Annotated in this window: 20 protein-coding genes and 1 pseudogene; 19 read left to right on the top strand and 2 right to left on the bottom strand. The window is 74.7% G+C overall.

The genetic code is table 11. The annotated features are described in order from the left end of the window. Window positions 1-3: 3 nt before the first annotated feature. The 12 genes from NFU81_RS02280 to NFU81_RS02225 all read left to right on the top strand — a co-directional run bounded on the left by NFU81_RS02280 (window position 4) and on the right by NFU81_RS02225 (window position 11,663). Window positions 4-1,242 carry an MFS transporter gene (locus NFU81_RS02280; RefSeq protein ID WP_251484316.1) on the top strand — a complete coding sequence of 413 codons (1,239 nt, stop codon included), beginning with the start codon at window positions 4-6 and terminating at the stop codon, window positions 1,240-1,242. After that, window positions 1,239-2,786 carry an acyl-CoA carboxylase subunit beta gene (locus NFU81_RS02275; RefSeq protein WP_251484314.1) on the top strand — a complete coding sequence of 516 codons (1,548 nt, stop codon included), beginning with the start codon at window positions 1,239-1,241 and terminating at the stop codon, window positions 2,784-2,786. The genes NFU81_RS02280 and NFU81_RS02275 overlap by 4 nt, the downstream gene beginning before the upstream one ends. Next, the gene (locus NFU81_RS02270) at window positions 2,783-3,820 is read left to right on the top strand and encodes an NAD-dependent epimerase/dehydratase family protein (RefSeq protein WP_251484312.1); all 1,038 of its coding nucleotides are present in this window, start codon (window positions 2,783-2,785) and stop codon (window positions 3,818-3,820) included. Before NFU81_RS02275 ends, NFU81_RS02270 begins: the two co-directional genes overlap by 4 nt. Continuing rightward, window positions 3,817-4,872: a glucose-1-phosphate thymidylyltransferase gene (locus NFU81_RS02265; protein WP_251484311.1), complete on the top strand. Its 1,056-nt coding sequence runs from the start codon at window positions 3,817-3,819 to the stop codon at window positions 4,870-4,872. Before NFU81_RS02270 ends, NFU81_RS02265 begins: the two co-directional genes overlap by 4 nt. After that, the gene (rfbB, locus tag NFU81_RS02260; protein WP_251484310.1) at window positions 4,872-5,882 is read left to right on the top strand and encodes a dTDP-glucose 4,6-dehydratase; all 1,011 of its coding nucleotides are present in this window, start codon (window positions 4,872-4,874) and stop codon (window positions 5,880-5,882) included. The genes NFU81_RS02265 and rfbB overlap by 1 nt, the downstream gene beginning before the upstream one ends. Beyond that, a complete protein-coding gene (rfbH, locus tag NFU81_RS02255; RefSeq protein WP_251484307.1) occupies window positions 5,879-7,183 on the top strand; it encodes a lipopolysaccharide biosynthesis protein RfbH in 1,305 nt (434 codons plus the stop codon). Before rfbB ends, rfbH begins: the two co-directional genes overlap by 4 nt. Then, window positions 7,180-8,556: an NDP-hexose 2,3-dehydratase family protein gene (locus tag NFU81_RS02250; protein ID WP_251484305.1), complete on the top strand. Its 1,377-nt coding sequence runs from the start codon at window positions 7,180-7,182 to the stop codon at window positions 8,554-8,556. The genes rfbH and NFU81_RS02250 overlap by 4 nt, the downstream gene beginning before the upstream one ends. Then, entirely contained in the window at window positions 8,553-9,527 is a 975-nt protein-coding gene (locus tag NFU81_RS02245) for a Gfo/Idh/MocA family protein (protein ID WP_251484303.1), read from the top strand. Before NFU81_RS02250 ends, NFU81_RS02245 begins: the two co-directional genes overlap by 4 nt. Before the next feature lie 218 nt (window positions 9,528-9,745). Further along, on the top strand, window positions 9,746-10,084 hold the full coding sequence (locus tag NFU81_RS02240) for a hypothetical protein (RefSeq protein WP_251484302.1): 339 nt from the start codon (window positions 9,746-9,748) through the stop codon (window positions 10,082-10,084). Window positions 10,085-10,088: 4 nt separating this feature from the next. Then, entirely contained in the window at window positions 10,089-10,760 is a 672-nt protein-coding gene (locus NFU81_RS02235) for a class F sortase (protein WP_251484300.1), read from the top strand. Further along, the gene (locus NFU81_RS02230; RefSeq protein ID WP_251484298.1) at window positions 10,757-11,254 is read left to right on the top strand and encodes an RNA polymerase sigma factor; all 498 of its coding nucleotides are present in this window, start codon (window positions 10,757-10,759) and stop codon (window positions 11,252-11,254) included. The genes NFU81_RS02235 and NFU81_RS02230 overlap by 4 nt, the downstream gene beginning before the upstream one ends. Continuing rightward, window positions 11,238-11,663 (top strand): hypothetical protein, encoded by a 426-nt coding sequence (locus tag NFU81_RS02225; RefSeq protein ID WP_251484296.1) that lies wholly within the window; start codon window positions 11,238-11,240, stop codon window positions 11,661-11,663. The genes NFU81_RS02230 and NFU81_RS02225 overlap by 17 nt, the downstream gene beginning before the upstream one ends. Before the next feature lie 28 nt (window positions 11,664-11,691). Here NFU81_RS02225 and NFU81_RS02220 read toward each other — a convergent pair whose 3' ends face one another. Further along, window positions 11,692-12,114, bottom strand: coding sequence for a VOC family protein (locus NFU81_RS02220; protein ID WP_251484294.1), 423 nt, complete (start codon window positions 12,112-12,114; stop codon window positions 11,692-11,694). Between the two features lie 274 nt (window positions 12,115-12,388). On the opposite strand from NFU81_RS02220, the gene NFU81_RS02215 reads away from it, so the two are divergent. Then, window positions 12,389-13,624, top strand: coding sequence for a PP2C family protein-serine/threonine phosphatase (locus NFU81_RS02215; protein WP_251484291.1), 1,236 nt, complete (start codon window positions 12,389-12,391; stop codon window positions 13,622-13,624). A 69-nt stretch (window positions 13,625-13,693) separates the two neighbouring features. Here NFU81_RS02215 and NFU81_RS02210 read toward each other — a convergent pair whose 3' ends face one another. After that, complete coding sequence (locus NFU81_RS02210; RefSeq protein ID WP_251484289.1) at window positions 13,694-14,134, bottom strand: hypothetical protein; 441 nt, start codon at window positions 14,132-14,134, stop codon at window positions 13,694-13,696. Between the two features lie 190 nt (window positions 14,135-14,324). Between NFU81_RS02210 and NFU81_RS02205 the strand changes: the two genes are divergently transcribed. The 6 genes and pseudogenes from NFU81_RS02205 (at window position 14,325) to NFU81_RS02180 (ending at window position 22,082) form a co-directional block, all read left to right on the top strand. After that, on the top strand, window positions 14,325-15,539 hold the full coding sequence (locus NFU81_RS02205; RefSeq protein ID WP_251484286.1) for an ATP-grasp domain-containing protein: 1,215 nt from the start codon (window positions 14,325-14,327) through the stop codon (window positions 15,537-15,539). Between the two features lie 44 nt (window positions 15,540-15,583). Next, a complete protein-coding gene (locus NFU81_RS02200) occupies window positions 15,584-17,368 on the top strand; it encodes an IucA/IucC family protein (RefSeq protein WP_251484568.1) in 1,785 nt (594 codons plus the stop codon). Beyond that, the gene (locus NFU81_RS02195; protein ID WP_251484282.1) at window positions 17,365-19,113 is read left to right on the top strand and encodes an IucA/IucC family protein; all 1,749 of its coding nucleotides are present in this window, start codon (window positions 17,365-17,367) and stop codon (window positions 19,111-19,113) included. The genes NFU81_RS02200 and NFU81_RS02195 overlap by 4 nt, the downstream gene beginning before the upstream one ends. After that, on the top strand, window positions 19,107-20,351 hold the full coding sequence (locus NFU81_RS02190; RefSeq protein WP_422665129.1) for a type III PLP-dependent enzyme: 1,245 nt from the start codon (window positions 19,107-19,109) through the stop codon (window positions 20,349-20,351). Before NFU81_RS02195 ends, NFU81_RS02190 begins: the two co-directional genes overlap by 7 nt. 227 nt (window positions 20,352-20,578) lie before the next feature. Then, window positions 20,579-21,547: pseudogene (locus NFU81_RS02185) on the top strand (sigma-70 family RNA polymerase sigma factor); the annotation flags it as partial. Window positions 21,548-21,665: 118 nt separating this feature from the next. Beyond that, window positions 21,666-22,082, top strand: coding sequence for an SgcJ/EcaC family oxidoreductase (locus NFU81_RS02180; RefSeq protein WP_251484276.1), 417 nt, complete (start codon window positions 21,666-21,668; stop codon window positions 22,080-22,082). The last annotated feature ends 16 nt before the right edge of the window (window positions 22,083-22,098 follow it).

Below are 22,098 nucleotides of genomic sequence, written 5' to 3'. Positions count from 1 at the left end.
CTGATGACGACGCTGTCCGGGCTCCGGGCGGGCACGGACGGCGCCGCGTCCGGCCGTGCGCCGCGCGTGCTGCTCCTGGTGCTGTCCGCGAGCATGCTGATCGACGCGCTGGAGGTATCGGTGGTGCTGCCGGCGCTGCCGGCGGTCGGCCGGGACCTCGGGCTGTCCCTGTGGGGCGTGCAGTGGGTGATGAGCGGCTTCGCCCTCGGGTTCGCCGCCCTGCTGCTGCTCGGCCCGCGCCTGACCGCGCGGTACGGCGCCCGGCGGCCGTACCTGTGGGCGCTGCTGGTCTTCGCCGCCGCCTCGGTGGCCGGCGGTACGACGGGCAGCGCGGCCGTGCTGATCGGCACCCGGGTGGTCAAGGGCGGCTGTGCGGCGCTCACCGCGCCCACCGGCCTCACCATCATCTCCGGGGTGTTTCCCGACGGCGCCCCGCGCCGCCGCGCGGTCACCACCTACTCGCTCTTCGGCGCGGCGGGATTCTCCGCGGGCATCCTGCTCTCCGGCGCCCTGACGTCGGCGAGCTGGCGCTGGACGCTGCTCTTCCCCGCGCCGGTGGCGCTGGTCCTGCTGGCGGTCGCGGCCCGGCAGATCCCGCCGGGCGGCGGCGCCCGCGGGCCGGGACCGCGCCCGGCGACCTTCGGCAGCCTGCTGCACAACGCCGCACTCGTACGGTCCGCGGTGGGTGCGGCCTGCCTCAACGGCACGTTCCTGGGACTGCTGCTGCTGACCGCCTTCGACCTGCAGGACGGCCGGGGCTGGCCGCCGTGGGCGGCCGCGCTCGGGCTCCTGCCCGCGTGCCTGCCGCTCGCGGTGTCCGCGCCCTTCGCCGGGCGGCTGATCGCGCGGGCCGGGCCGCCGCGGCTGATCGCGGCCGGAGCCGCGGCCGCCGCCCTGGCCTACGCGGACCAGCTGATGCCGTGGCGGGAACGGACGTATCCGGGTGTCCTGCCGTCCCTGATCCTGGTGGGCACCGCCTTCGTGCTGTCCTTCACCGCGCTCAACATGCAGGCCACGTCCGCGGTCTCCGCCGCGGAGCGCCCGGTGGCCGTGCCGCTGTACCAGACCGGCGTACAGGCCGGAGCCGCGCTGACCCTGGTGCTGACCGCCGCGCTGCGCACCCGGTTCCGGGGCGAGTGGCCGGCGTTCGCCCTGCTCACCGGGATGGGCGCCGCAGGACTGCTGGTCGCGCTGACCGGTCTGCGGCCGGCAGTCCCCGACGATACGGAGGACCCCGCATGATGCAGGAACGGGTGGCGGAGCTGCGCTCGATCAAGGACGACGTGCTCCGGGGCCCAGACCCCGAGGCGACGACGCGCCAGCACGCCAGAGGCAAGCTGACGGCCAGGGAGCGGATCGGGCTGCTGCTCGACGAGGGCTCCTTCGAGGAGATGGAGCCCCTGCGGCGCCACCGCGCCCGGGGTTTCGGCATGGAGGCCAAACGCCCCTACACCGACGGTGTGATCACCGGCTGGGGCACGGTCCACGGCCGTACGGTCTTCGTGTACGCGCACGACTTCCGGATCTTCGGCGGGGCGCTGGGCGAGGCCCACGCCGAGAAGATCCACAAGGTGATGGACATGGCGGTGTCGGCCGGTGCGCCGCTGGTGTCGCTCAACGACGGCGCCGGCGCGCGCATCCAGGAGGGCGTCTCGGCGCTGGCGGGCTACGGCGGCATCTTCCGGCGCAACACCCGGGCGTCCGGGGTGATCCCGCAGATCAGCGTGATGCTCGGCCCGTGCGCGGGCGGCGCGGCCTACTCCCCGGCGCTGACGGACTTCGTCTTCATGGTCCGCGAGACCTCGCAGATGTTCATCACCGGACCCGACGTGATCCGGGCGGTCACCGGCGAGGAGATCAGCCAGAACGGGCTCGGCGGCGCCGACGTCCACTCCTCGGTCTCCGGCGTCTCGCACTTCGCCTACGACGACGAGCGCGGCTGCCTGGAGGACGTTCGCTGGCTGCTGTCCCTGCTGCCGTCGAACAACCGGGAACTGCCGCCCCGCGAGCCCGCCGACGACCCCGCGGAACGCAGCGCCGCCGCCCTGCGCGACATCGTGCCGGTGGACGGCAACAGGGCCTACGACATGCGCGAGGTCCTCGGGCAGATCACCGACCACGGCGACTTCTTCGAGGTCAGCCCGGGCTGGGCGACCAACGTGATCTGCGCGCTCGCCCGGCTCGACGGCCGGGTGGTCGGCATCGTCGCCAACCAGCCGATGTCCATGGCGGGTGTCCTGGACATCGACGCCAGCGAGAAGGCCGCCCGCTTCGTCCAGTTCTGCGACTCCTTCAGCATCCCGCTGGTCACCCTCGTCGACGTCCCCGGCTTCCTGCCGGGCGTCGACCAGGAGCACGACGGCATCATCCGGCGCGGCGCGAAACTGCTGTACGCGTACTGCAACGCGACGGTGCCCCGGGTCTCCGTCGTCCTGCGCAAGGCCTACGGCGGCGCGTACATCGTCATGGACAGCCAGTCCATCGGCGCGGACCTCACCTACGCCTGGCCGACCAACGAGATCGCGGTGATGGGGGCCGAGGCCGCCGCCAACGTCATCTTCCGCCGGGAGATCGGCGCCGCGGACGACCCGGTGGCGGTCCGCACCCAGCGCATCAAGGACTACAGGTCCGAGCTGATGCACCCCTACTACACAGCCGAGCGCGGCCTGGTCGACGACGTGATCGACCCCGCCGAGACCCGCTCGGTGCTGATCCGGGCACTGGCCATGCTGCACCGCAAGCAGGTCGACCTGCCGCAGCGCAAGCACGGGAACCCCCCGCAGTGAACGCGGCACGGCCGGCTGCCGGGAGCGGCCCCGGTCTGGGCGGCCTGCGCGTCCTGGTACTCGGCGGCTCCGGATTCCTCGGCGGCCAGGCGGTCCGCTCGCTGGCCCTGGCCGGCGCCGAGGTCACCTCGGTGAGCCGCCGCGGCGGGCGGCCGCGGACGGCCGGCGGGCCGCCCGTCGCGTCGGTGCGCCTGGACCTGGCGGCGAGCGGGCCGCGCGTGCTGCGCGACTTCTTCGCCGCCCGCGCACCGGCCGCCGTCGTCAACGCCGTCGGCCAGGTGTGGGGCACCGGCGAGGGGACCATGGCGGACCTCAACGACCGGCTCGTCGCCGACCTGGTGGCCGCCCTCGGCCGCGGCCCCCGGCTGGTCCAGCTCGGCAGCAGCCTGGAGTACGGCCCGGTCAGCGGGACCGCCCCGGTGCACGAGACGCGGCGGCCCGCTCCCGACACCGTGTACGCCAGAACCAAGCTCCGCGGCACCGAGCACGTCCTGCACGCCGCCCGTGCGGAGCAGCTGGACGGTGTGGTGCTGCGGGTCGCCAACGTGTCGGGACCCGGTGCGCCCGGGCTGCTCGGCTCGGTCGCCCGCTGGCTCACCGAGCGCGCCGCGCAGGAACCGCCGCCCGGCGGCCATGTCCTGCGGCTCGGCCCGCTGCTGGCAGCCCGTGACTTCGTCGACGTACGGGACGTGGGCGACGCCGTGGTGCGGGCGGTGGCCGCCGGGCCCGGGCAGGTCGGCGGCCGGGTGGTGAACATCGGCGGCGGCCGCGCGGTGCAGGTACGGCACCTGGTCGACCGGCTGGTGGCGCTGAGCGGGCTGCCCGCGCGGCTGGAGACCACCGGCGAGCCGGGCGGCAGCCCCCGCTCCACCGCCGCCTGGCTGCAACTGGACATCGACCGCGCCCGCCGCCTGCTCGGCTGGGTGCCGCGGCACGAACTGGACCGATCGCTGCGGGACATGCTCGTGGCGCCCGCCGGTCACGACGACGTGACGCGTCCGCAGGACCCGTCCGAACTTGAGGAGAGCAAGTGAAAGCTCTGGTGCTGTCAGGCGGGTCGGGCACGCGCCTGCGCCCGTTCAGCTACTCCATGCCCAAACAGCTCATCCCGATCGCCAACAAGCCGGTCCTGGAACACGTCCTGAACAACGTCAAGGCCCTGGGCGCCACCGAGATCGGGATCGTCGTCGGCGGCTGGGGCGCCGAGATCGCCCGGGAGATCGGCGACGGGTCCCGGCTGGGCGTGCGGATCACCTACATCCCGCAGGGCGAGCCGCTCGGCCTGGCGCACTGCGTGCTGCTGGCCCGGCCCTTCCTCGGCGAGGACGACTTCGTGATGTACCTCGGCGACAACATGCTGCCCGACGGGGTGGGCGAGGTCGCCCGGCGCTTCAGCGCCGAACGGCCCGACGCGCAGCTCGTGGTGCGCAAGGTCGCCGACCCGCGGAACTTCGGCGTCGCCGAACTGGACCCCGCGGGCAGGGTCACCCGCCTGGTGGAGAAGCCCCAGCAGCCGCGCAGCGACCTGGCACTCATCGGGGTGTACTTCTTCACCGCCGCGATCCACCGGTCGGTCGCCGCGATCGTGCCCAGCGACCGCGGCGAGCTGGAGATCACCGATGCCGTCCAGCACCTGCTCGCGCACGGCGGGGACGTACGCGCCCACGAGTACGCCGGGTACTGGAAGGACACCGGCCGCACCGAGGACGTGCTGGAGTGCAACCGGCGGCTGCTGGAAACGCTGACCCCCGCGGTGTCCGGCGAGGTGGACGCGCACAGCACGCTGCGCGGCCGGGTGGTCGTGGAGCCGGGCGCGCGGATCGTGCGGTCGCACATCGAGGGTCCCGCGATCGTCGGCTCCGACTCCCTGGTCGAGGACAGCCACATCGGTTCCGGCACCGCCATCGGGCGGGACTGCCTGCTGCGCTCGACCCGGCTCACCGGGTCGATCGTGATGGACGGCGCGTCCATCACCGATGTGCCGGGCCTGCACGACTCGATCATCGGACGGGGCGCCACCGTGGGCGCGTCGGCCCGGCACCGGCTCGTCGTCGGCGACCACACCAGGATCGAGGTCGCTGCCTGATGAGGCTCCTGGTGACAGGCGGTGCCGGCTTCATCGGCTCGCACTACGTACGCACGCTGCTCGCCGGCGGCTACCCCGGTTACGAGCAGGCCCGGGTGACCGTGCTGGACGTCCTGAGCTACGCCGGCCGGCGGGAGAACCTGCCCGCCTCCCACCCCCGGATGGACTTCGTCGAGGGGGACATCTGCGACCTGCCGCTGCTGCTCGACCTGCTGCCGGGCCACGACGCGGTGGTCCACTTCGCCGCCGAGTCGCACGTGGACCGCTCGGTCCGCTCGGCCGCCGAGTTCGTGCGGACCAATGTCGGCGGCACCCAGAACCTGCTGGAGGCATGCCTGCGCCGCGGCATCCCCCGCTTCGTCCACGTCTCGACGGACGAGGTGTACGGCTCGGCCGCCGAGGGCTCGTGGACCGAGGACGCCCCGCTGATGCCCAACTCGCCCTACGCGGCGTCAAAGGCCGGCTCCGACCTGATCGCCCGCGCGTACTGGCGCACCCACGGTCTGGACGTCTCGGTGACCCGCTGCTCCAACAACTTCGGCCCCTACCAGTTCCCGGAGAAGCTGATCCCGCTGTTCGTGACGAACCTGCTGGAGGGAAGGCCGGTGCCGCTCTACGGCGACGGGCGCAACGTACGCGAGTGGCTGCACGTGCACGACCACTGCCGGGCCGTGCAGGCGGTGCTCACCGGCGGCGGCGCCGGCGAGATCTACAACGTCGGCGGCGGCACCGGCCACACCAACCTGGAGCTGACGGAGCTGCTGCTCTCGCTGTGCGGCGCGGACCGGTCGATGATCCGGTACGTCACCGACCGCAAGGGCCACGACCTGCGGTACGCCCTCGACGACGGCAAGATCCGCCGGCAGCTCGGCTACGCGCCGGAGATACCGTTCGACCAGGGCCTGGCGGACACCGTCGCCTGGTACCGCGACAACCCCGGGTGGTGGAAGTCGGCGGACAGCCGCCCCGCCGTCACCGGTCCGACCGACGTCGCCGGAGGCACCGCGTGAGCGACCACAAGGCACTGGTACTCGACGAGGTCCGCAAGTACCACATGGAGCAGCAGAGCGACACCGGCTTCGTCCCCGGTGTCACCGAGATCTGGCCGTCCGGCGCGGTGCTCGACGCCGACGACCGGGCCGCCCTGGTGGAGGCCGCGCTCGACCTGCGGATCGCGGCGGGCGAGCGTTCCAGGAAGTTCGAGTCCCGCTTCGCCAAGCTGCTCGGCCGGCGCAAGGCGCACCTGACCAACTCCGGCTCCTCCGCCAACCTGCTGGCGCTGACCGCCCTGACCTCGCACGTGCGGGGCGAGCGCGCGCTGCGGCCGGGCGACGAGGTGATCACGGTCGCGGCGGGCTTCCCCACCACGGTCAACCCGATCGTGCAGAACGGGCTGGTCCCGGTCTTCGTGGACGTCGAACTCCCCATCTACAACACCACCGCGGAGCGGGTCGCGGCGGCGATCGGCCCCAAGACCCGGGCGATCATGATCGCCCACGCGCTGGGCAACCCCTTCGAGGTCGGCGAGATCGCCGCGCTTGCCAAGGAGCACGGCCTCGCCTTCGTCGAGGACAACTGCGACGCGGTGGGCGCGACCTACGACGGACGGCTGACGGGCACCTTCGGCGACCTGACGACGGTGAGCTTCTACCCCGCCCACCACCTGACGATGGGCGAGGGCGGCATCGTCCTGACCTCGGACCTGAAGCTGGCCCGGGCGGTGGAGTCGCTGCGCGACTGGGGTCGCGACTGCTGGTGCGAGCCGGGCAAGAACAACACCTGCCTCAAGCGGTTCGACCACCAGATGGGCGACCTGCCGCACGGCTACGACCACAAGTACACGTTCTCCCACATCGGCTACAACCTGAAGACCACCGACCTGCAGGCCGGGCTCGGCCTGTCCCAACTGGACAAGCTGGAGGGCTTCGTGGCCGCCCGCCGGCACAACTGGCAGCGGCTCCGCGAGGGTCTGGACGGGGTGCCGTTCCTGATGCTGGCCGAGCCGACCCCGCGCAGCGAGCCGAGCTGGTTCGGCTTCGTCATCACCGTCGACCCGAAGGCGCCCTTCGGGCGGGCGGCGCTGGTGGACTTCCTGGAGAGCCGCAAGATCGGCACCCGGCTGCTCTTCGCGGGCAACCTGACCCGGCAGCCGGCGTGGATCGGCCGCCCGCACCGGGTGGTCGGCGGCCTCGCCAACAGCGACCTGATCACCGAGCAGACCTTCTGGGTCGGCGTCTACCCGGGCCTGACCGACGAGATGATCGACTACGTCATCGCGTCGGTCAGGGAGTTCACCGGGAGCTACCGATGACGACGGCCCTGCACCCGCGCGAGGACACCGGCCTGGCCGGCCGGCTGGCCAGGTCCGCCGCCGAGCGGACTTCCGGCGCGGGGCTGCGCACCTCCGAGGTCGCGGCCTGGCTGGCCGAGCGCCGCGCCGCCCACCGCTTCGCGGTGACCCGGATACCCTTCGCGGACCTGGAGGGCTGGTCCTTCGCGCCGCACACGGGCAACCTCCGGCACCGCAGCGGCCGGTTCTTCACCGTCGAGGGGCTGTCCGCCCAGGTCGGCGAGGGACCGGAAGGGCGGTGGGAGCAGCCCATCATCAGGCAGCCCGAGGTGGGCATCCTCGGCATCCTGGCCAAGGAGTTCGACGGCGTCCTGCACTTCCTGATGCAGGCCAAGATGGAGCCGGGCAATCCCAACCTGCTGCAACTGTCCCCCACCGTGCAGGCGACCCGCTCGAACTACACCAAGGTGCACAGGGGTGCGGCGGTGAAGTACGTCGACCACTTCACCCGGCCCGGGCGCGGCCGGGTGCTGGCCGACGTGCTGCAGTCCGAGCACGGCTCCTGGTTCCTCCACAAGTCCAACCGGAACATGCTGGTCGAGACCGACGAGGAGGTGCCGGCCGACCCGGACTTCGTCTGGCTGACCCTCGGCCAGATCGGTGAACTGCTGCACGCCGACAACCTGGTCAACATGGACGCCCGTACGGTGCTGGCCTGCACGCCGGTGGCCTTCGCCGAGCGGTCGGCGCAGCTGTCGGACATGATGCTGCTGTCCTGGTTCACCGGCGAGCGGTCGCGGCACGAGACACGGATGACCTCCATCGCGCTGAACGAGGTGACCGGCTGGGAGCAGGACCCCTGGTCCATCCGGCGGCCGGACGGCCGCTACTTCGAGGTCGTCTCGGTGGGTGTGGAGGCCGGCAGCCGCGAGGTGGCCAGCTGGACGCAGCCGATGTTCGAGCCGACCGGGCGGGGGGTCATCGCCTTCGTCGTCCAGCGGTTCGACGGGCTGCCGCACCTGCTGGCGCACGCCCGGGTCGAAGGCGGCTTCCTCGACACCGTGGAGATAGGGCCGACCGTGCAGTGCGTACCGGACAACCACCCCCTGCCCGGCGGTGCCGGCCGTCCGCCCTTCCTGGACCTGGTGCTGGAGGCCAAACCGGAGCGGGTGCTGTACGAGGCGGTGCACTCGGAGGAGGGCGGCCGGTTCCTGAACGCGGAGTCGCACTGCCTGGTCGTGGAGCCCGAGACCCCGCTGGGGAGCGAACTGCCCCCCGGCTACTGCTGGTTGACGCCCGGGCAGCTGGCGGCACTCGCCCGGCACGGCCACTACGTCAACGTGCAGGCCCGCACGCTGCTGTCGGCCATGACGACCGGGGCCGTCGCGTGGTGAACGGATCGCCGCTGCGGATCGGGGTGCTGGGCTGCGCGGAGATCGCCCGGCGGCGGATGCTGCCCGCCTTCGCCGCCTCCCCGGCCACCGAGGTCGTCGCCGTCGCCAGCCGGGACCCGCGCAAGGCGCGGGAGACGGCGCGGCCGTACGGGTGCCGCGCCGTCACCGGCTACGAGGCGCTGCTCGCCGAGCCGGCGGTCGACGCGGTGTACGTACCGCTCCCGGCCGCGCTCCACGCACGGTGGACCCGGGCGGCGCTGGAGGCCGGCAAGCACGTGCTGGCGGAGAAGCCCCTGGCGCTCGAACCGGCGCGGACAGCCGAGCTGTTCGCGCTCGCCGAGCGCCGGGGGCTGGCGCTGATGGAGAACGTGATGTTCGTCCACCACCCGCAGCACGAGGCGGTCCGCAAGCTCGTCGCCGACGGCGATCTGGGGGAACCGCGCACCCTGCACGCGGAGTTCACCGTCCCCCGGCGCCCGCCCGGGGACATCCGCTACCGGGCGGACCTCGGCGGCGGCGCCCTGTGGGACACCGGCGTCTACCCGCTGCGCGCGGCCCTCCACTTGCTCGGCCCCGACCTGACCCTGCTCGGCTCCCACCTGTCCGACCCCGGCGGCCTGGGCGTCCCCTCCGCCGGCACCGCCCTGCTCCTGCACGCCCCCACGTCCACCACGGTGACGCTCGCCTTCGGCCTGGACCACGCCTACCGCTCCGCGTACACCCTCACCGGCAGCCGGGCCGCCCTGACCCTGACCCACGCCTTCACCCCGCCCGCCACCCACATCCCCCGGCTCCTGCCCGACTCCGCCCCCCTGCCCCCCGCCGACCAGGTCGCCCTCACCGTCGCGGCCTTCGCGGCGGCCGCCGCCCAGCGCACGGCCGTCGCGGCCGACACCACCATCCGCCAGGCGGAACTCCTCGCGCAGATCGCGAAGGGAGCCGGCGCGGACCGAACCGACCGGGATCGGTAGCGCAACCGGATTCCGCCCTGGCCCCGCCGGACGCGCGCACGGGCCGGACCCGCGACCCGGCCCCGGCCCCGGCCCCGGCCCCGGCTGCATGATCGCGACTTTGCCAGCTCTTTACAGCAGGAACCCGCGCCGGGTCGTCTCTCCGTCTGATCTCGCACAACGAACCAGCCCGCCGCCCCGCACCTGGGGCGTACGGGCCGATCGACAGGAGACTGCTCATGCGTGCACGGACACTCGTCGCCGCCCTCGGCTGCACCGCCGCCCTGGCCGTGGTCGGGACCGGGACGGCCCTCGCCGACGGCGGTGCCACCCCCGCGCCGGTACCGTCGGCCGCCGGTACCGACCGCACCCACGCCCGCCCCGCGACCGGAAGCCGTCCCGCGGCAACCCCCGGCCAGGTCCGCGCGGTGCCCGCGGGGGCGCCCGACACCGGCGTGCCGTCCAGCGCGGCCGGCACGTCCGGCACGGCACGGACGACCATGGTGACCGGCGCGGGCGTCCTCGTCGCCGGCGCGGGCGCGCTGGTGCTGCGCCGCAGGCTCCAGGGCCGGGGCTGAACCGGTGCGGGCGCCCCTGCCTGACGCGCTGCCGGCGGCCCTCGCCGCCGCCTGCCTCGCGGCCACCTGCCTGATCGCGGGCTGTCAGGCCGCCCCGGGCGGGGCGCCCGCAGCCGCCCGGCCGGCCGGGACCACCGCGGTCGCGGGCTCCCGGGCAACCGCCCCCGCGGCGGAGCCGATCGCCCGATCGGTGCCGGTGCGCGTGCGGATCCCGGCGATCGGGGTGGACACCCCGCTCATGCAGCTCGGCCTGGCAGCGGACGGGACCGTCGAGGTCCCGCCGGTCCAGGCGCACTCCCCGGCCGGCTGGTACCGCGACTCCCCCACCCCGGGGCAACTGGGTCCATCGGTGATCCTCGGCCATGTGACCGTCGGCCACTACGGGGACGGGGTGTTCCTGAAGCTGTCGCAGCTGAAGCCGGGGGCGCGGGTCGTCGTCGGGCTGCAGGACGGCGCCTCGGCCGCGTTCACCGTGGACGCGGTGCGCACCGTCGCCAAGGACGACTTCCCGACCCAGGAGGTCTACGGCGACACCGACCGCCCCGAGCTGCGCCTGATAACGTGCGGCGGCCCGCGAACCGGCGACGGCTACCTCGACAACGTGGTCGTCTTCGCCTCGCTGAGCACCGCGGTGCACACGGCCCTGCCTTCGTCCGAACCTTCTGGAGAGAGTTGAGCTCGTCCAAGGACAGGGCAGCCGCCGAGCTGTTCGCCGACCTCTACCCCGACCTCGCCGGCTGGTGCCGCCGCCTGGTGGACGACGACGGCACGGCCCACGAGGTCGCTTCGGAGGCGTTCGCCCGCCTGTGGCTGCGCTGGGGCGCCGTCGAGGAGCCCCGCGGGTTCCTGTACGTGACCGCGGCCAACCTCGTACGCGACCACTGGCGCAAGATGGACCGCGAACGCCGGGCGATACGGCGCGCGGGCACCGAGGCGGCGCTGGCCCGGCAGCAGCCGGGCGCCGAGTCCTCGGTGCCCGTACGGCTGCTGGTGCAGTCGATGCCCGAACGGCTGCGCACCGCCGTCCTGCTGTACTACTTCGCCGACCTGCCGGTCAGGGACGTCGCGACCCTGACCAAGCGAAGAGAGGGCACCGTCAGGGCCGATCTGCACGCCGCCCGGGAGTACCTGCGCGCCGCACTGGGAGAACGCTGTGATCACACCCGTTGAACACTGGGAGGAGCCGGGTGACGAGCACCTGGCCGCGCTGCTCCTGGAAGGCCCCGCCCAACTGGCCCCGCCCCCCGGTGCCTTCGACCGGCTCCGCCGCCGCACGAACCGGCGGCGCAGGCTGCGTACCGGCGCGGCGGGGGGAGCGACGGTCGCCGTGCTCGCCGCCGCGACCGTGCTGCTGTGGCCGGCCGCGGGCGAGCCCGCCAGGACCCCCATGGCGCCGCCCGCGCCGACCACGGCTCCGACCACCCCCGCGCCCACGCACCGCGCTTCGGCGCCGTCCCCGCAGCCCACCCCGTCCGGCGCGGCGCGATCCCGGGTGGCCGCGGCGGTGGGCGGCCCCGCGAGCACCGGCGACCGGTCACGCACCGGCGGCCGCCCGGTCAGGCCCCGCGCCACCCGCTGAGGCGGCGCGGCCGGGCGCCGGACTTCTCCTACGCCTCCTGTGCCGCCGCGCCACCCGCCTGCTCGCGCAGCGCCAGCCACTGCTGAAGCTCGATCAGGTTCCCCTCAGGGTCGCTCAGGTAGGCGACCCGCATCCGGTCGCCCATCGGGCCGGGCTCCCGGACGAACTCCGCCCCCTGCGCGGTGAGCCCGGCGAAGGCGGCGTCCAGGTCGTCCACCCGCAGCACCACCAGCGCGCGGTAGCCCTCCGGCCCGGCCCCCAGCCGCCCCAGGACGCCGGCCATCTGCGCCCGGTCCTGCAGCGCGATCGCCGCGTGACCGGTGTCCGGGCTGAGCTTGGCGTACGGGCCGTTCTCGGCCTCGAACTGCGGCTTGAGCCCGAGCACGTCCCGGTAGAAGCGGTAGACGGCGGGGAAGTCGGACACCAGCAGGCGTATCTGGGTGAGTTCCATGCCGCCTTTCTAGCCCCAGTCCCCGGGAGGCCGGCGGGGAGGGTCGGGCGCGGCGGGGCCGCTGCGGCGCCGGGCACGCCCGGCCGGGTGTCCGCCGGACCCCCTGCGCTCACGGGCGGGAGCGCCGCACCGTTCCGGCAGGACCACCGGAGGGGGATAATGCCTATAGGGTACAAATCTCTGATATAGGACAGGAAGACGCCCGCGGTGCGGAACGGGCGCCCCCGAACCGGTCGTGGGCGGCTCGGGCGGATGCGCGGGAGGAGGTAGCGGGGTGGCAGGAGACGAGGGCCTGCTGGACATGGCACGCAGGCTGCTCGCACTGGGGCACGTGGTGGGCTTCGAGGGGCTGCCGGACCTCGTGGAGGAGTGCGGGGCGCTCGCGGGCCTGATGAGCGCGCGCGTTTTCGTGGCGGACCTGCGCAACGAGGCGCTGTGCGAGATGACCGGCCGCGGTCCGGACGCCGGGGAGGGCGGGACGCGCTTCCCGATCGACGGGTCGCAGCCCGGCTCCACCTTCGCGGACAACCACCCGCTGCGGGAGCCCGCGGGCGGGGTGGACGGAGCGGACCGGTGGTGGGTGCCGATCCTGGACGGCACGGAGCGCCTGGGGGTGCTCCGGGTGGACCCCGTCCCCCGGGCGGGCGAGGACTCCGGCGTCCGCGAGGCGGCGCGGATGCTGGCGTCACTGGTCGCTCTGATGCTTGTCAGCAAGCGGGCGAGCAGTGACGCGTACGCGCGGCTCACCCGCAGGCGGCGTATGACGGTGGCGGCCGAGCTGGAGTGGAACCTGATGCCGCCGCTGGCGTTCGCGAACAACGACGTGGTGATCGCCGCAGCCGCGGAGCCCGCGTACGACATCGGAGGGGACGCCTTCGACTACTCGGTGGCGGGGCGGACCGCGCATCTGGCGGTCTTCGACGCGATGGGCCACGACAGCTCGGCGGGACTGACAGCCAGCGTCGCGGTCGCCGCGTTCCGCAACCTGCGGCGGCAGGGCGCCGGCCTCGTCGCCGTCGGCGAGGGCATCGAGAAGGAGCTGGTGGACCAGTTCGGCGGGAGCAGCTACGCCACCGCCGTACTCGCGGAACTGGACCTGTCCGACGGCGTGTTCTGCTGGGTGAGCCGCGGGCATCCGCCGCCGATCGTCATCCGCCACGGCCGGTGGGTGACCGGCCTGGAGTGCGAACCGGCCCACCCGCTGGGCATGAACCTGGGGCTGGAGGCCACCGTCTGCCAGGAGCAGCTCGCGCCCGGCGACCGCATCGTGCTGTACACCGACGGCATCACCGAAGCCCGGGACCGGAGCGGCCGGGAGTTCGGCGTCGCACGATTCATCGAGTTCCTCAACCGCCACCAGGCGGAGGGCCTGCCGGTGCCGGAGACGCTGCGGCGGCTGATGCAGGCGATCATCGCGCTCAACCGGGGCCAACTGTCCGACGACGCCAGCGTGCTGTGCCTGGAGTGGCGCGGCTCCAGCCGGAACCTGGAACTGCGCCCCAACGGGTAGCGGCGTCGGCGGGATCCGCGGCCCCGCCACCTGGGTGAGGGCGGCGGGAAGCCGGCGCCTGACGGACGGTCACGCTTTCAGGCGGACGGCAGCCGGGCGAGGGCCGGGAGGTCGCGCTCGGCCGCGGTGCGCCGGCCGCCGGCCGACGGCTGCGGCAGCGGGGACGGCGGGGCGCCGCCGGCCGGGTCGAGGCGGGGGCACGTGCTCCTGGGGGCGCAGCAGGGGCACGCGGCGCCCCAGGTACCACGGGCCGCTGATCAGCAGGCAGGTCGACCAGAGGTAGCCGTGCAGCGCGCGGGAGGCCACCACGTCGTCGCGCACCGGCCGCCCGCCGGCGCCCCCGATCCGGGCGGCCTCGTCCGCCGGCCACGCGTGCAGGACGGCCGGGTCGCCGGCCAGTGCGGCGCCGTCGATCCAGCCCGGCCCGCCCCCGGGGCCGGGTGCGCCGACGGCGAGGTCGAGCGCGGGGCAGGCCTCGGCCAGCCGCCGGTATTCCTGGACGAGGCTCACGGGTGCTCCTACTTTGCGAGCAAGACAAGTAAGGCTAACCTCACTACGATCAACGCCATGTGGTCAACTCGGCGCACAAGAGTACGGGTTGACGGACCGAGGCATGCCTGACCCCGGGCTCTTCGCGCATGAGCCCGCCCGCCGCCCGCGGCGGGCATCCCGACACCGCCGCACGGAAGCCGAACCGCCTGTGCAGATGTACCTGCTGGCCCTGAACCCGACGGACTCCGTCACCGAGGGGTTCCTGCCCGCCGCCCGCCGGCTGGGCCTGGCCGTCACCGTCCTCACCGACCAGCCGGCCGCCCACCGCGCCGTCACCGGCAGGGCCTACGACGGGGTCGAGGTCCTGGAGTGCCCCGTACGGGACTTCCGGGCGGTGGTCTCCCGTATCGCGGGCCACCGGCGCCCCGACGCGGTTTTCAGCAACAGCGACCACCTCCAGGTGCAGACCGCGCTGGCCGCCGGGTACTTCGGCCTGCCGGCGAAGGACTGGCGGGCGGCGCTGCGGACCAAGGACAAGGCGGAGATGCGCCGGCGGCTCGCGGCGGCGGACCTGCCGGCCGGGGTCCCGGTCCGCGCCGCGGAAGTGCCCGCCGGGCATGAGCCGGCGACCGTCCCCGAGCTGGCCGAGGTCCCCTTCCCGTGCGTGGTCAAACCCCGTGAGGGGGTGGCCAGCGAGGACGTCGTGCTCGTGACCGGGCGGCCGGAACTGCTCGCCCGCTGCGCCGAGATCCGGTCCCGCCGTCCCGATGACGCCCTGGTCGTCGAGGAGTTCCTGCCCGGCGACCTGCACACCCTGGAGACGCTCGGGGACGGCGGGACCCGCAGGGTGCTCGGCGGCTTCCGTACGCAGCTGTCCGCGCCGCCGTACTTCATCGAGGAGCGGCTGACCTGGGACACCGGCCGGCCGGAGTCCGTGGTGGCCCAGGTGCTGGCCCAACTCGACGCCCTCGGAGTGGGGTTCGGGGCCTGCCACACCGAGTTCGTGCTGGCCGGCGGCCGGGCGCGCCTGGTCGAGGTGAACTACCGGGCCATCGGCGACCAGTGCGACCTGCTCATGGCCGACCTGCTCGCGGTGCCGCTGTTCGAGCTGATCCTGCGGGTCCACCTGGGCGAGCCGCTGCCGCCGGATCCGTGGCCCGAGCCGGCGCGCGCCGGCTGCCTGGCCTACCCGTACGCCCGCACCGCGGGCACGCTGAGCGCCGCGCCCGAACCCGAGGACCTCGACGTCGGCGGCGTGCGGCTCGCCTACCGCCCGCTGCGGGCCGTCGGCAGCCGGCAGCCCGTGCACCACACCAACCGCGACCTGCTGGGCGTGGTCCGGGCCACCGGCCCCGGCCAGCCGGCCGTGGACCGCGCCGTGGACGCCTTCGTGGCCTCCAGGACGTGGGAGATCACCGCGTGACGGCGGCCGCTCCCCGAGGCGCGGACGCCGCGGCTCACGGCACCGTGCCCGACGCGGTCGAAACCGCCCTGCTGCTCCGGGTGCTGAGCACCCTGCTGCGCGAGGACGTCTGCGGGCTGCGCACCCGCAGCACCGCCGAGGACCGCCCGGACGGGCGCTGGCTCCGGCTGAGCGCCACCGGCCGCTGCCCGGAGGACCTCCTCCTGCCGGTCCGCGACGACGGCTTCCAGTGCGAGTACGCCGCCCGGCTGCCCCTGCTGCGCGCCGAGCCGCCCGCCTCCGGGGGCCGCGGGCGCCCCGGCCGGGAGCTGCGGGGCGGCGCGGAGGCGCTCGCCGCCCTGGCGGGGTTCGCCGCGCCCGAGGACGCGCCCGGCTTCGCCGCCTTCGCCGCGGAGTACGACGACGCGCTCGCCTCGCTGCGGCTCCAGGCGGCCACCCGGGAGGAGACGCACGAGCGGCTGACCGCCCGCCACGGCCCGGCTCCCGCCCGGTGGCAGGGCCTGGCCGCCGCCCTGGCGTTCGACTCGCTCGCCGCCCGCCGCGGGCACCCGCTCCACCCGACCGGCGCCGCCCGCAGCGGCCTGACCGCGGACCAGCTGCTCGGCCACGCACCGGAGTTCGCACCGTCCTTCCCGCTGCGCTGGCTGCTCGTGCCCCGCGCCCGGGTCACGGTCCGCCCGGCGGGGGACGGTCCGCTCACCGGCTTCTGGCCGGTGCCCTCCGACCTCGGGCACGCCGGGCTCGACGGCGGCCATGTCGCCCTGCCCGTCCACCCGCTGACCGCCGCCGGGCCGCTGCGGGAGCTGCTGCGGGCCGCGGGTCCTGCCGGCGGCGCGGTGCTCGCCGAGCGGCCCTTCCTGACCGCGGAGCCGACCCTGTCCACCCGTACGGTGGCGCTGAGCGACCATCCCGGCGTCCATCTGAAGCTGCCGCTGGCCACCTCCACGCTGGGGCTGCTCAACCGCCGCACGATCAAGCCGGGAACGCTCGTGGACGGCGCCGCCGGGCAGCGCGTGCTGGAGGCCGTCGTCGCCCGCGAGCCGCGCTTCCGGAGCCGGGTGCTGCACTGCGACGAGACCCGCTGGATGCACGCGGGGCACGAGCTGCTGGCCGTGCTGGTGCGGCGGCACCCGGCCGGCCTCGACGGCTGCACCGTCCTGCCGCTGGCGGCGCTGCCCGCGCCCGCGCCGGACGGCCGCCCGGTCGCCGACCACCTCGCCGGCCGTTACACCGGCGGCGATCCGGTGGCGCTGCTGGACGCCGTGCTGACCCTGCTGCTGGACTGGCAGGTCACGCTGTTCGGTTACGGCATAGCGCTGGAGTCCCACCAGCAGAACCTCTCGCTGGTGCTGGACGAGCACGGCGGCGCCACCCGGGTCCGGCTGCTCTTCAAGGACGACGACGGGCTGCGGCTCCACCGGCACCGGCTCGCCGCCGCCCTCGGACCCGGCGCGCCAGGCCCTGCGGACTTCGACGACCCGCGGATCACGGTGGAGGACGACGCCCCGCTGGTGGCGCTGTTCACGACCATCACCGTGCACCTGTGCGCGGGCGCCCTGGCGCTCGCCCTGTCCGGGCCCGGCCGCGCCCCGCTGCCCGACCTGCTGGGCCTGGTCCGCGACCGCCTGGCCGGGGCGGTGGCGCGGCTGGCGCTGACGGCCCCCGGCCCTGCGGAGGTGCTGCGGAGCGCGGTGCTCGACGCCGACCGGCTGCCGGTCAAGGCGATGGTGACCGCGGGCACGCTGCTCAGCAAGCGGCGCTCCGGTGCCTCCGACATCAACAAGTACTACACCACCGGGCCCAACTACCTTCTGCGCGAGCCCCGATGACCACGGCGTACGTACCGCCGGCCACGGCCGGCGGCCGCGGGCTGCCCTCGCCGGGCGACGCGGTGTCCCACACCCTCCTCAACTGCCTGCTGCGCGAGGTGGCCGCCCCGCGGCGATGGGCCGCGCTCAGCAGCGGCCACCTGGTGCTGCGGCTGCCCCCTGACGGGACATGGCTGCGGGTGGCGGTGCGGCGGGTCTCCGCCCTGGGGGCGCACCGCTTCGCCGGTCCCGTCTGCCGGTACGCGGCAGGCCGCTGGACGCCGATCAGCTGGGAGGCGCTGGCCGGGCACACGCACGCCGCGCTCACGGCGCACACGGGGGTGTCCAACGACGAGTTCCCCGGCCAGGTCGCCGCCAGCCACGACGCCGTCGCCGCCGCCCTCGCCCTGCCGAGGCCCGCGGGAGGCCCCGACCCGCGCAGCCGCTATCTGGCCTCGGAGCGGTCCCTGGTCTTCGGCCACCGCTTCCACCCCGCCCCCAAGGCCCGCGAGGCCGGCACGGACAGCGGCGCCTGGGAGGCGTACGCGCCCGAGACCGGCGCGGTCTTCCCCGTACGCCTGCTCGCCGTCCGCGAGGCGCTGGTCGCCGAGGAGCGGGCGGAGCCGGGCGGGACCGCGCCACTGGACGCGCTGGGCCAGGCCCCCGCAGGTTACCGGCTGCTGCCCGTGCACCCGTGGCAGTACGAGCTGCTGCACCGGCACCCGGTGCTGCGCACCGCCCTGCAGCGCGGTGACGTCCGCGACCTCGGCGTCACCGGCACGCGGTTCGCGGCCACCGCGTCGGTGCGGACCCTCTATGACGGTGACAGCTTCCTGAAGTTCAGCCTGAACGTCCGGATCACCAACTGCCTGCGCAAGAACGCCGTTTACGAGCTGCAGGGCGCGGTCGCCCTGACCAGGCTGCTGGAGCCGGTGGCCGCCGATCTGACGGCGCGCTTCCCCGGCCACGCGATCCTGCGCGAGCCGGCCTTCCGCAGCGTGGCCCTGCCGGGCACCGACGGCACGCCGGACCCGGACCTGCTGGAGGGCTTCGGGGTGATCGTCCGGGAGGGCCTTGCGGGCCGGACACCGCCGGGCGCCACCGCGCTGCTGGCCGCGGCCGTGGCCGACGAGTACCCGACCGGGCCCGCGCACATCAGCCGGCTGCTGCCGCGCGACGCGGGCCCGGCCGCGGTCCTGCACTGGTGGCAGGCGTACCTCGGGCTGCTCGTGCCGCCGGTGCTGGCCGCCTGGGCCGACCACGGCGTCGTGCTCGAACCCCACCTGCAGAACGTCCTGGTCTGCGTCGGCGGCGACGGGATGCCGGCCGGGGTCCTCTTCCGGGACCTGGAGGGCACCAAGCTGCTGCGCGACCACCACGCGGAGGCGCTCGACACGCTGCCGCGGCAGGTCGCGGAGCCGCTCACCTACGACAGCGAGCAGGGCTGGACGCGGCTGGCGTACTGCCTGTTCGTCAACAACATCGGCGACATGCTGGCCGCGCTCGCCGACGTGAGCCCGGGCGTCGAGCCGGAGCTGTGGTCCGCGGTGCGCCGGACCCTGGCCGCGTACGGCGCCCGGCACGGCCGCCACCCGCGGATCGCGGCACTGCTCGCGGGCGAGGCGCTGCCGGCCAAGGCCAATCTGCTCACCCGCTGGCGGCGGGCGGCCGACAGCCAGGCGGCCTACGTGCGCCTGCCCTCGCCGCTGGCGCCCGCCGGGCCGCAGGGCGCGGCGGCCGACGGTGCGGCCGGGGCCGCGTGGTGACCGAGCCCCGGGTGCTCACCGCACCGGAACCGCGCGTACGGGCGGCGCTCGACGGCCTCCCGGCCGGCGACCTGCCCGCCTACGTCTACGACCTGACGGGGCTTGCGGCCCATGCCGCGGCCGTCCGGGCGGCGCTGCCGCCGCGAGTGGAGCTGTACTACGCGGCGAAGGCCAACCCCGAGCCGCGGGTGCTTGCCGCCCTGGCGCCGTACGCCGACGGCTTCGAGGTCGCCTCCGGCGGCGAAGTCGCCCACGTGGCCGCGGCGTTGCCCGCGCACCCGCTGGCGTTCGGCGGGCCGGGGAAGACGCCTGCGGAGATCGGGGCGGCCCTCGACCGCGGGGTCGGCCGCTTCCACGTGGAGAGCCCGCACGAACTGCGCGTCCTGGCGCACCTGTCGGCCCGGCGGCCCGGGGCGAGCGGGCCGGTGCGCGTGCTGCTGCGGTTCAACCCGGCCGTCCCCGAGGGCCTGCTGGCGTCGGGCGCGCTGGCCATGGGCGGCGGCCCCTCGCCGTTCGGGATGGACCCCGGCGACACGGACGCCGCCATACGGATGCTCACCGACGGCTCGCACCCGCGGCTGGAGCTGACCGGCCTGCACGCCCACCTGGCCAGCGGCCTGGCCGCGCCCGAACTGGCCGCCGTCGCCGAGGCGGTGGCCGCGGCGGCGGACGCCCTGGCCCGGCGGCACGGGATCGCCCTCGGAGAGCTGAACCTCGGCGGCGGCATGCGGGTCGACTACGGCGACCCGGGCGCGCGATTCGACTGGGCCGCATACGGCGCGGTCCTGGCCCGCATCGCCGCCCGGCACCCCGGTCTCGTGCTGCGGGTCGAGCCGGGGCGCGCGCTGACCGCGTACTGCGGCTGGTACGTCACCGAAGTGCTGGACGTCAAGCACAGCCGCGGCGCGCAGTTCGCCGTCGTCCGCGGCGGAACCCACCATCTGCGCACGCCCGCGACCCGCGGCCACGACCAGCCCTGCGCGGTGCTCCCGGTGGCGTCCTGGCCCCATCCCTGGCCGCGGCCCGAAGGCGGCCCCGGGCCTGTGACGTTCGTGGGCCAGCTGTGCACGCCCAAGGACGTGCTGGCCCGGGACGTGCCGGTCGCGGGCCTGCGCGCCGGGGACCGCGTCGCCTTCGCGCTGGCCGGCGCCTACGCGTGGAACATCTCGCACCACGACTTCCTGATGCACCCGCACCCGGCCGTCCACTTCCTCGACGGCCCAGGCAGCGGGCCGTGATGGGTGAGGCCCTTTCGGCGTCGGAGGGGTGCGGGCCGAGGACCAGCGGCCCTCCCCGCGGGGGGAGGCCGGCTGATCGGTGGGCGCACGCGGTCTCGAACGCGGATGCTTCCACGGTGCTTACGTCCCGGCGCGCTCGTGCAAGAGCGCAGGTGGCGGTTCTGCGCCTGCGTCCTGACGCAGATCTGGGCTAAGGTCCCCGGCACGGGGAGCACGAGCAGGCGTCGGGGGCAACGACCGTGGCAGAGGACTTCGAGGCTCGGATCGAGCAGTACCGGCCGGAACTGCTGGCCCACTGCTACCGCTTCCTCGGCTCGGTGCACGACGCCGAGGACCTGGTCCAGGAGACCTGCCTGCGGGCCTGGCGGGCGCGGGACCGCTACGACCCGGCCCGCAGCTCGCTGCGGACCTGGCTGTACCGGATCGCGACCAACGCCTGCCTGACCGCGCTGGAGACCCGGAGCCGCCGGCCGCTGCCGTCGGGAACGGTCGCCGACCGGCCGCCGCTGGACCCCCTGGTCCACGGGGGAGAGGCCACCTGGCTGCAGCCGATGCCCGACGCGCTGCTGCACCTCGGCCAGTCCGCCGGGGCGGCCGTCGACCGCGGCAGCCTGCGGCTGGCCTTCGTCGCCGCGCTCCAGCTCCTCTCCGCGCGCCAGCGCGCCGCGCTGATCCTGTGCGAGGTGCTCGCCTTCTCCGCCGCCGAGGCCGCGCAGATCCTCGACACGTCGACCGCGTCGGTCACCAGCTCGCTGCAGCGGGCACGCGTACGGCTGCGCCAGGCGGGCGTCCTGGAGGACCAGGTCGCCGAGCCCTCGCAGGCGGAGCAGCGGGCCTGCGTCGAGCGCTACATGAAGGCGTTCGAGCACGCCGACATCGAGGGGCTCAAGCGGCTCCTGTCCGAGGACGTCCTCATGGAGATGCCCCCGGTGCTCAACTGGTTCACCGGCCGCGACGACTACGGCCGGTTCATGGGCTGGGTCTTCGCCAAGGCCGGCACCCGGTGGCGTCTGGTGCCGGTCGCGGCGAACGGCCAGCCGGGCTTCGCCGCGTACAACCTCGGTGACAGCGGCGCGTTCGAGCTGCACACGCTCCAGGTGTTCACCGTCACCGCCGCCGGGATCAGCAGGAACACCGTGTTCCGGGACGCCGAGGTGTTCGCGTCGTTCGGCCTGGCCCCCGCGATCGAGATCTGACGAACGTGCGCGATGAGTTCCGGCCGCGCCGCCGGTATGTACCCGTGGAGCCGCCCGCGGCTCCCGGTGCGTCGCATCAGGCGACGACCCGCAGGGTGACGACCGAACGAGGAAAACCGTGACTGCCGACCAGACCAGGACAGCCGACGAGAGCGCCGTCCTCCAGGTGCTCAAGGGTGTCTACGACGCATGGGACGCCCACGACGCCGACGCGTTCGTGGCCGACTACACCGAGGACTCCAGCGCGATCCTGCCCGGGTCCTACCGGGCCTCCCGCGAGGAGATCCGGCAGAGCATGCAGGCCGGCTTCAGCAGCTTCCTGAAGGGTTCGACCACCAGCAACAAGGTGCTGGACGTCCGCTTCCCGGGCGACGACGCCGCCGTCGTGGTCAGCGAGACGGCCGTCCTCTTCCCGGGCGAGCCCGAGGTGCCGGCCGACCGGTCCTCGATCGCGACCTGGGTCCTGACCCGGCGGGACGGCAGGTGGCTGGTCGCCGCCTACCACAACTCCCCCGCCGCCGTGCCCGCCCGCTGACACCGCGGCCGCGTGC

The organism is Actinacidiphila cocklensis (assembly GCF_907177275.1).
Lineage (GTDB): Bacteria > Actinomycetota > Actinomycetes > Streptomycetales > Streptomycetaceae > Actinacidiphila > Actinacidiphila cocklensis.
Note: the sequence above shows the minus strand (reverse complement) of the source record. Positions and strands in the feature narration are given on the sequence as shown.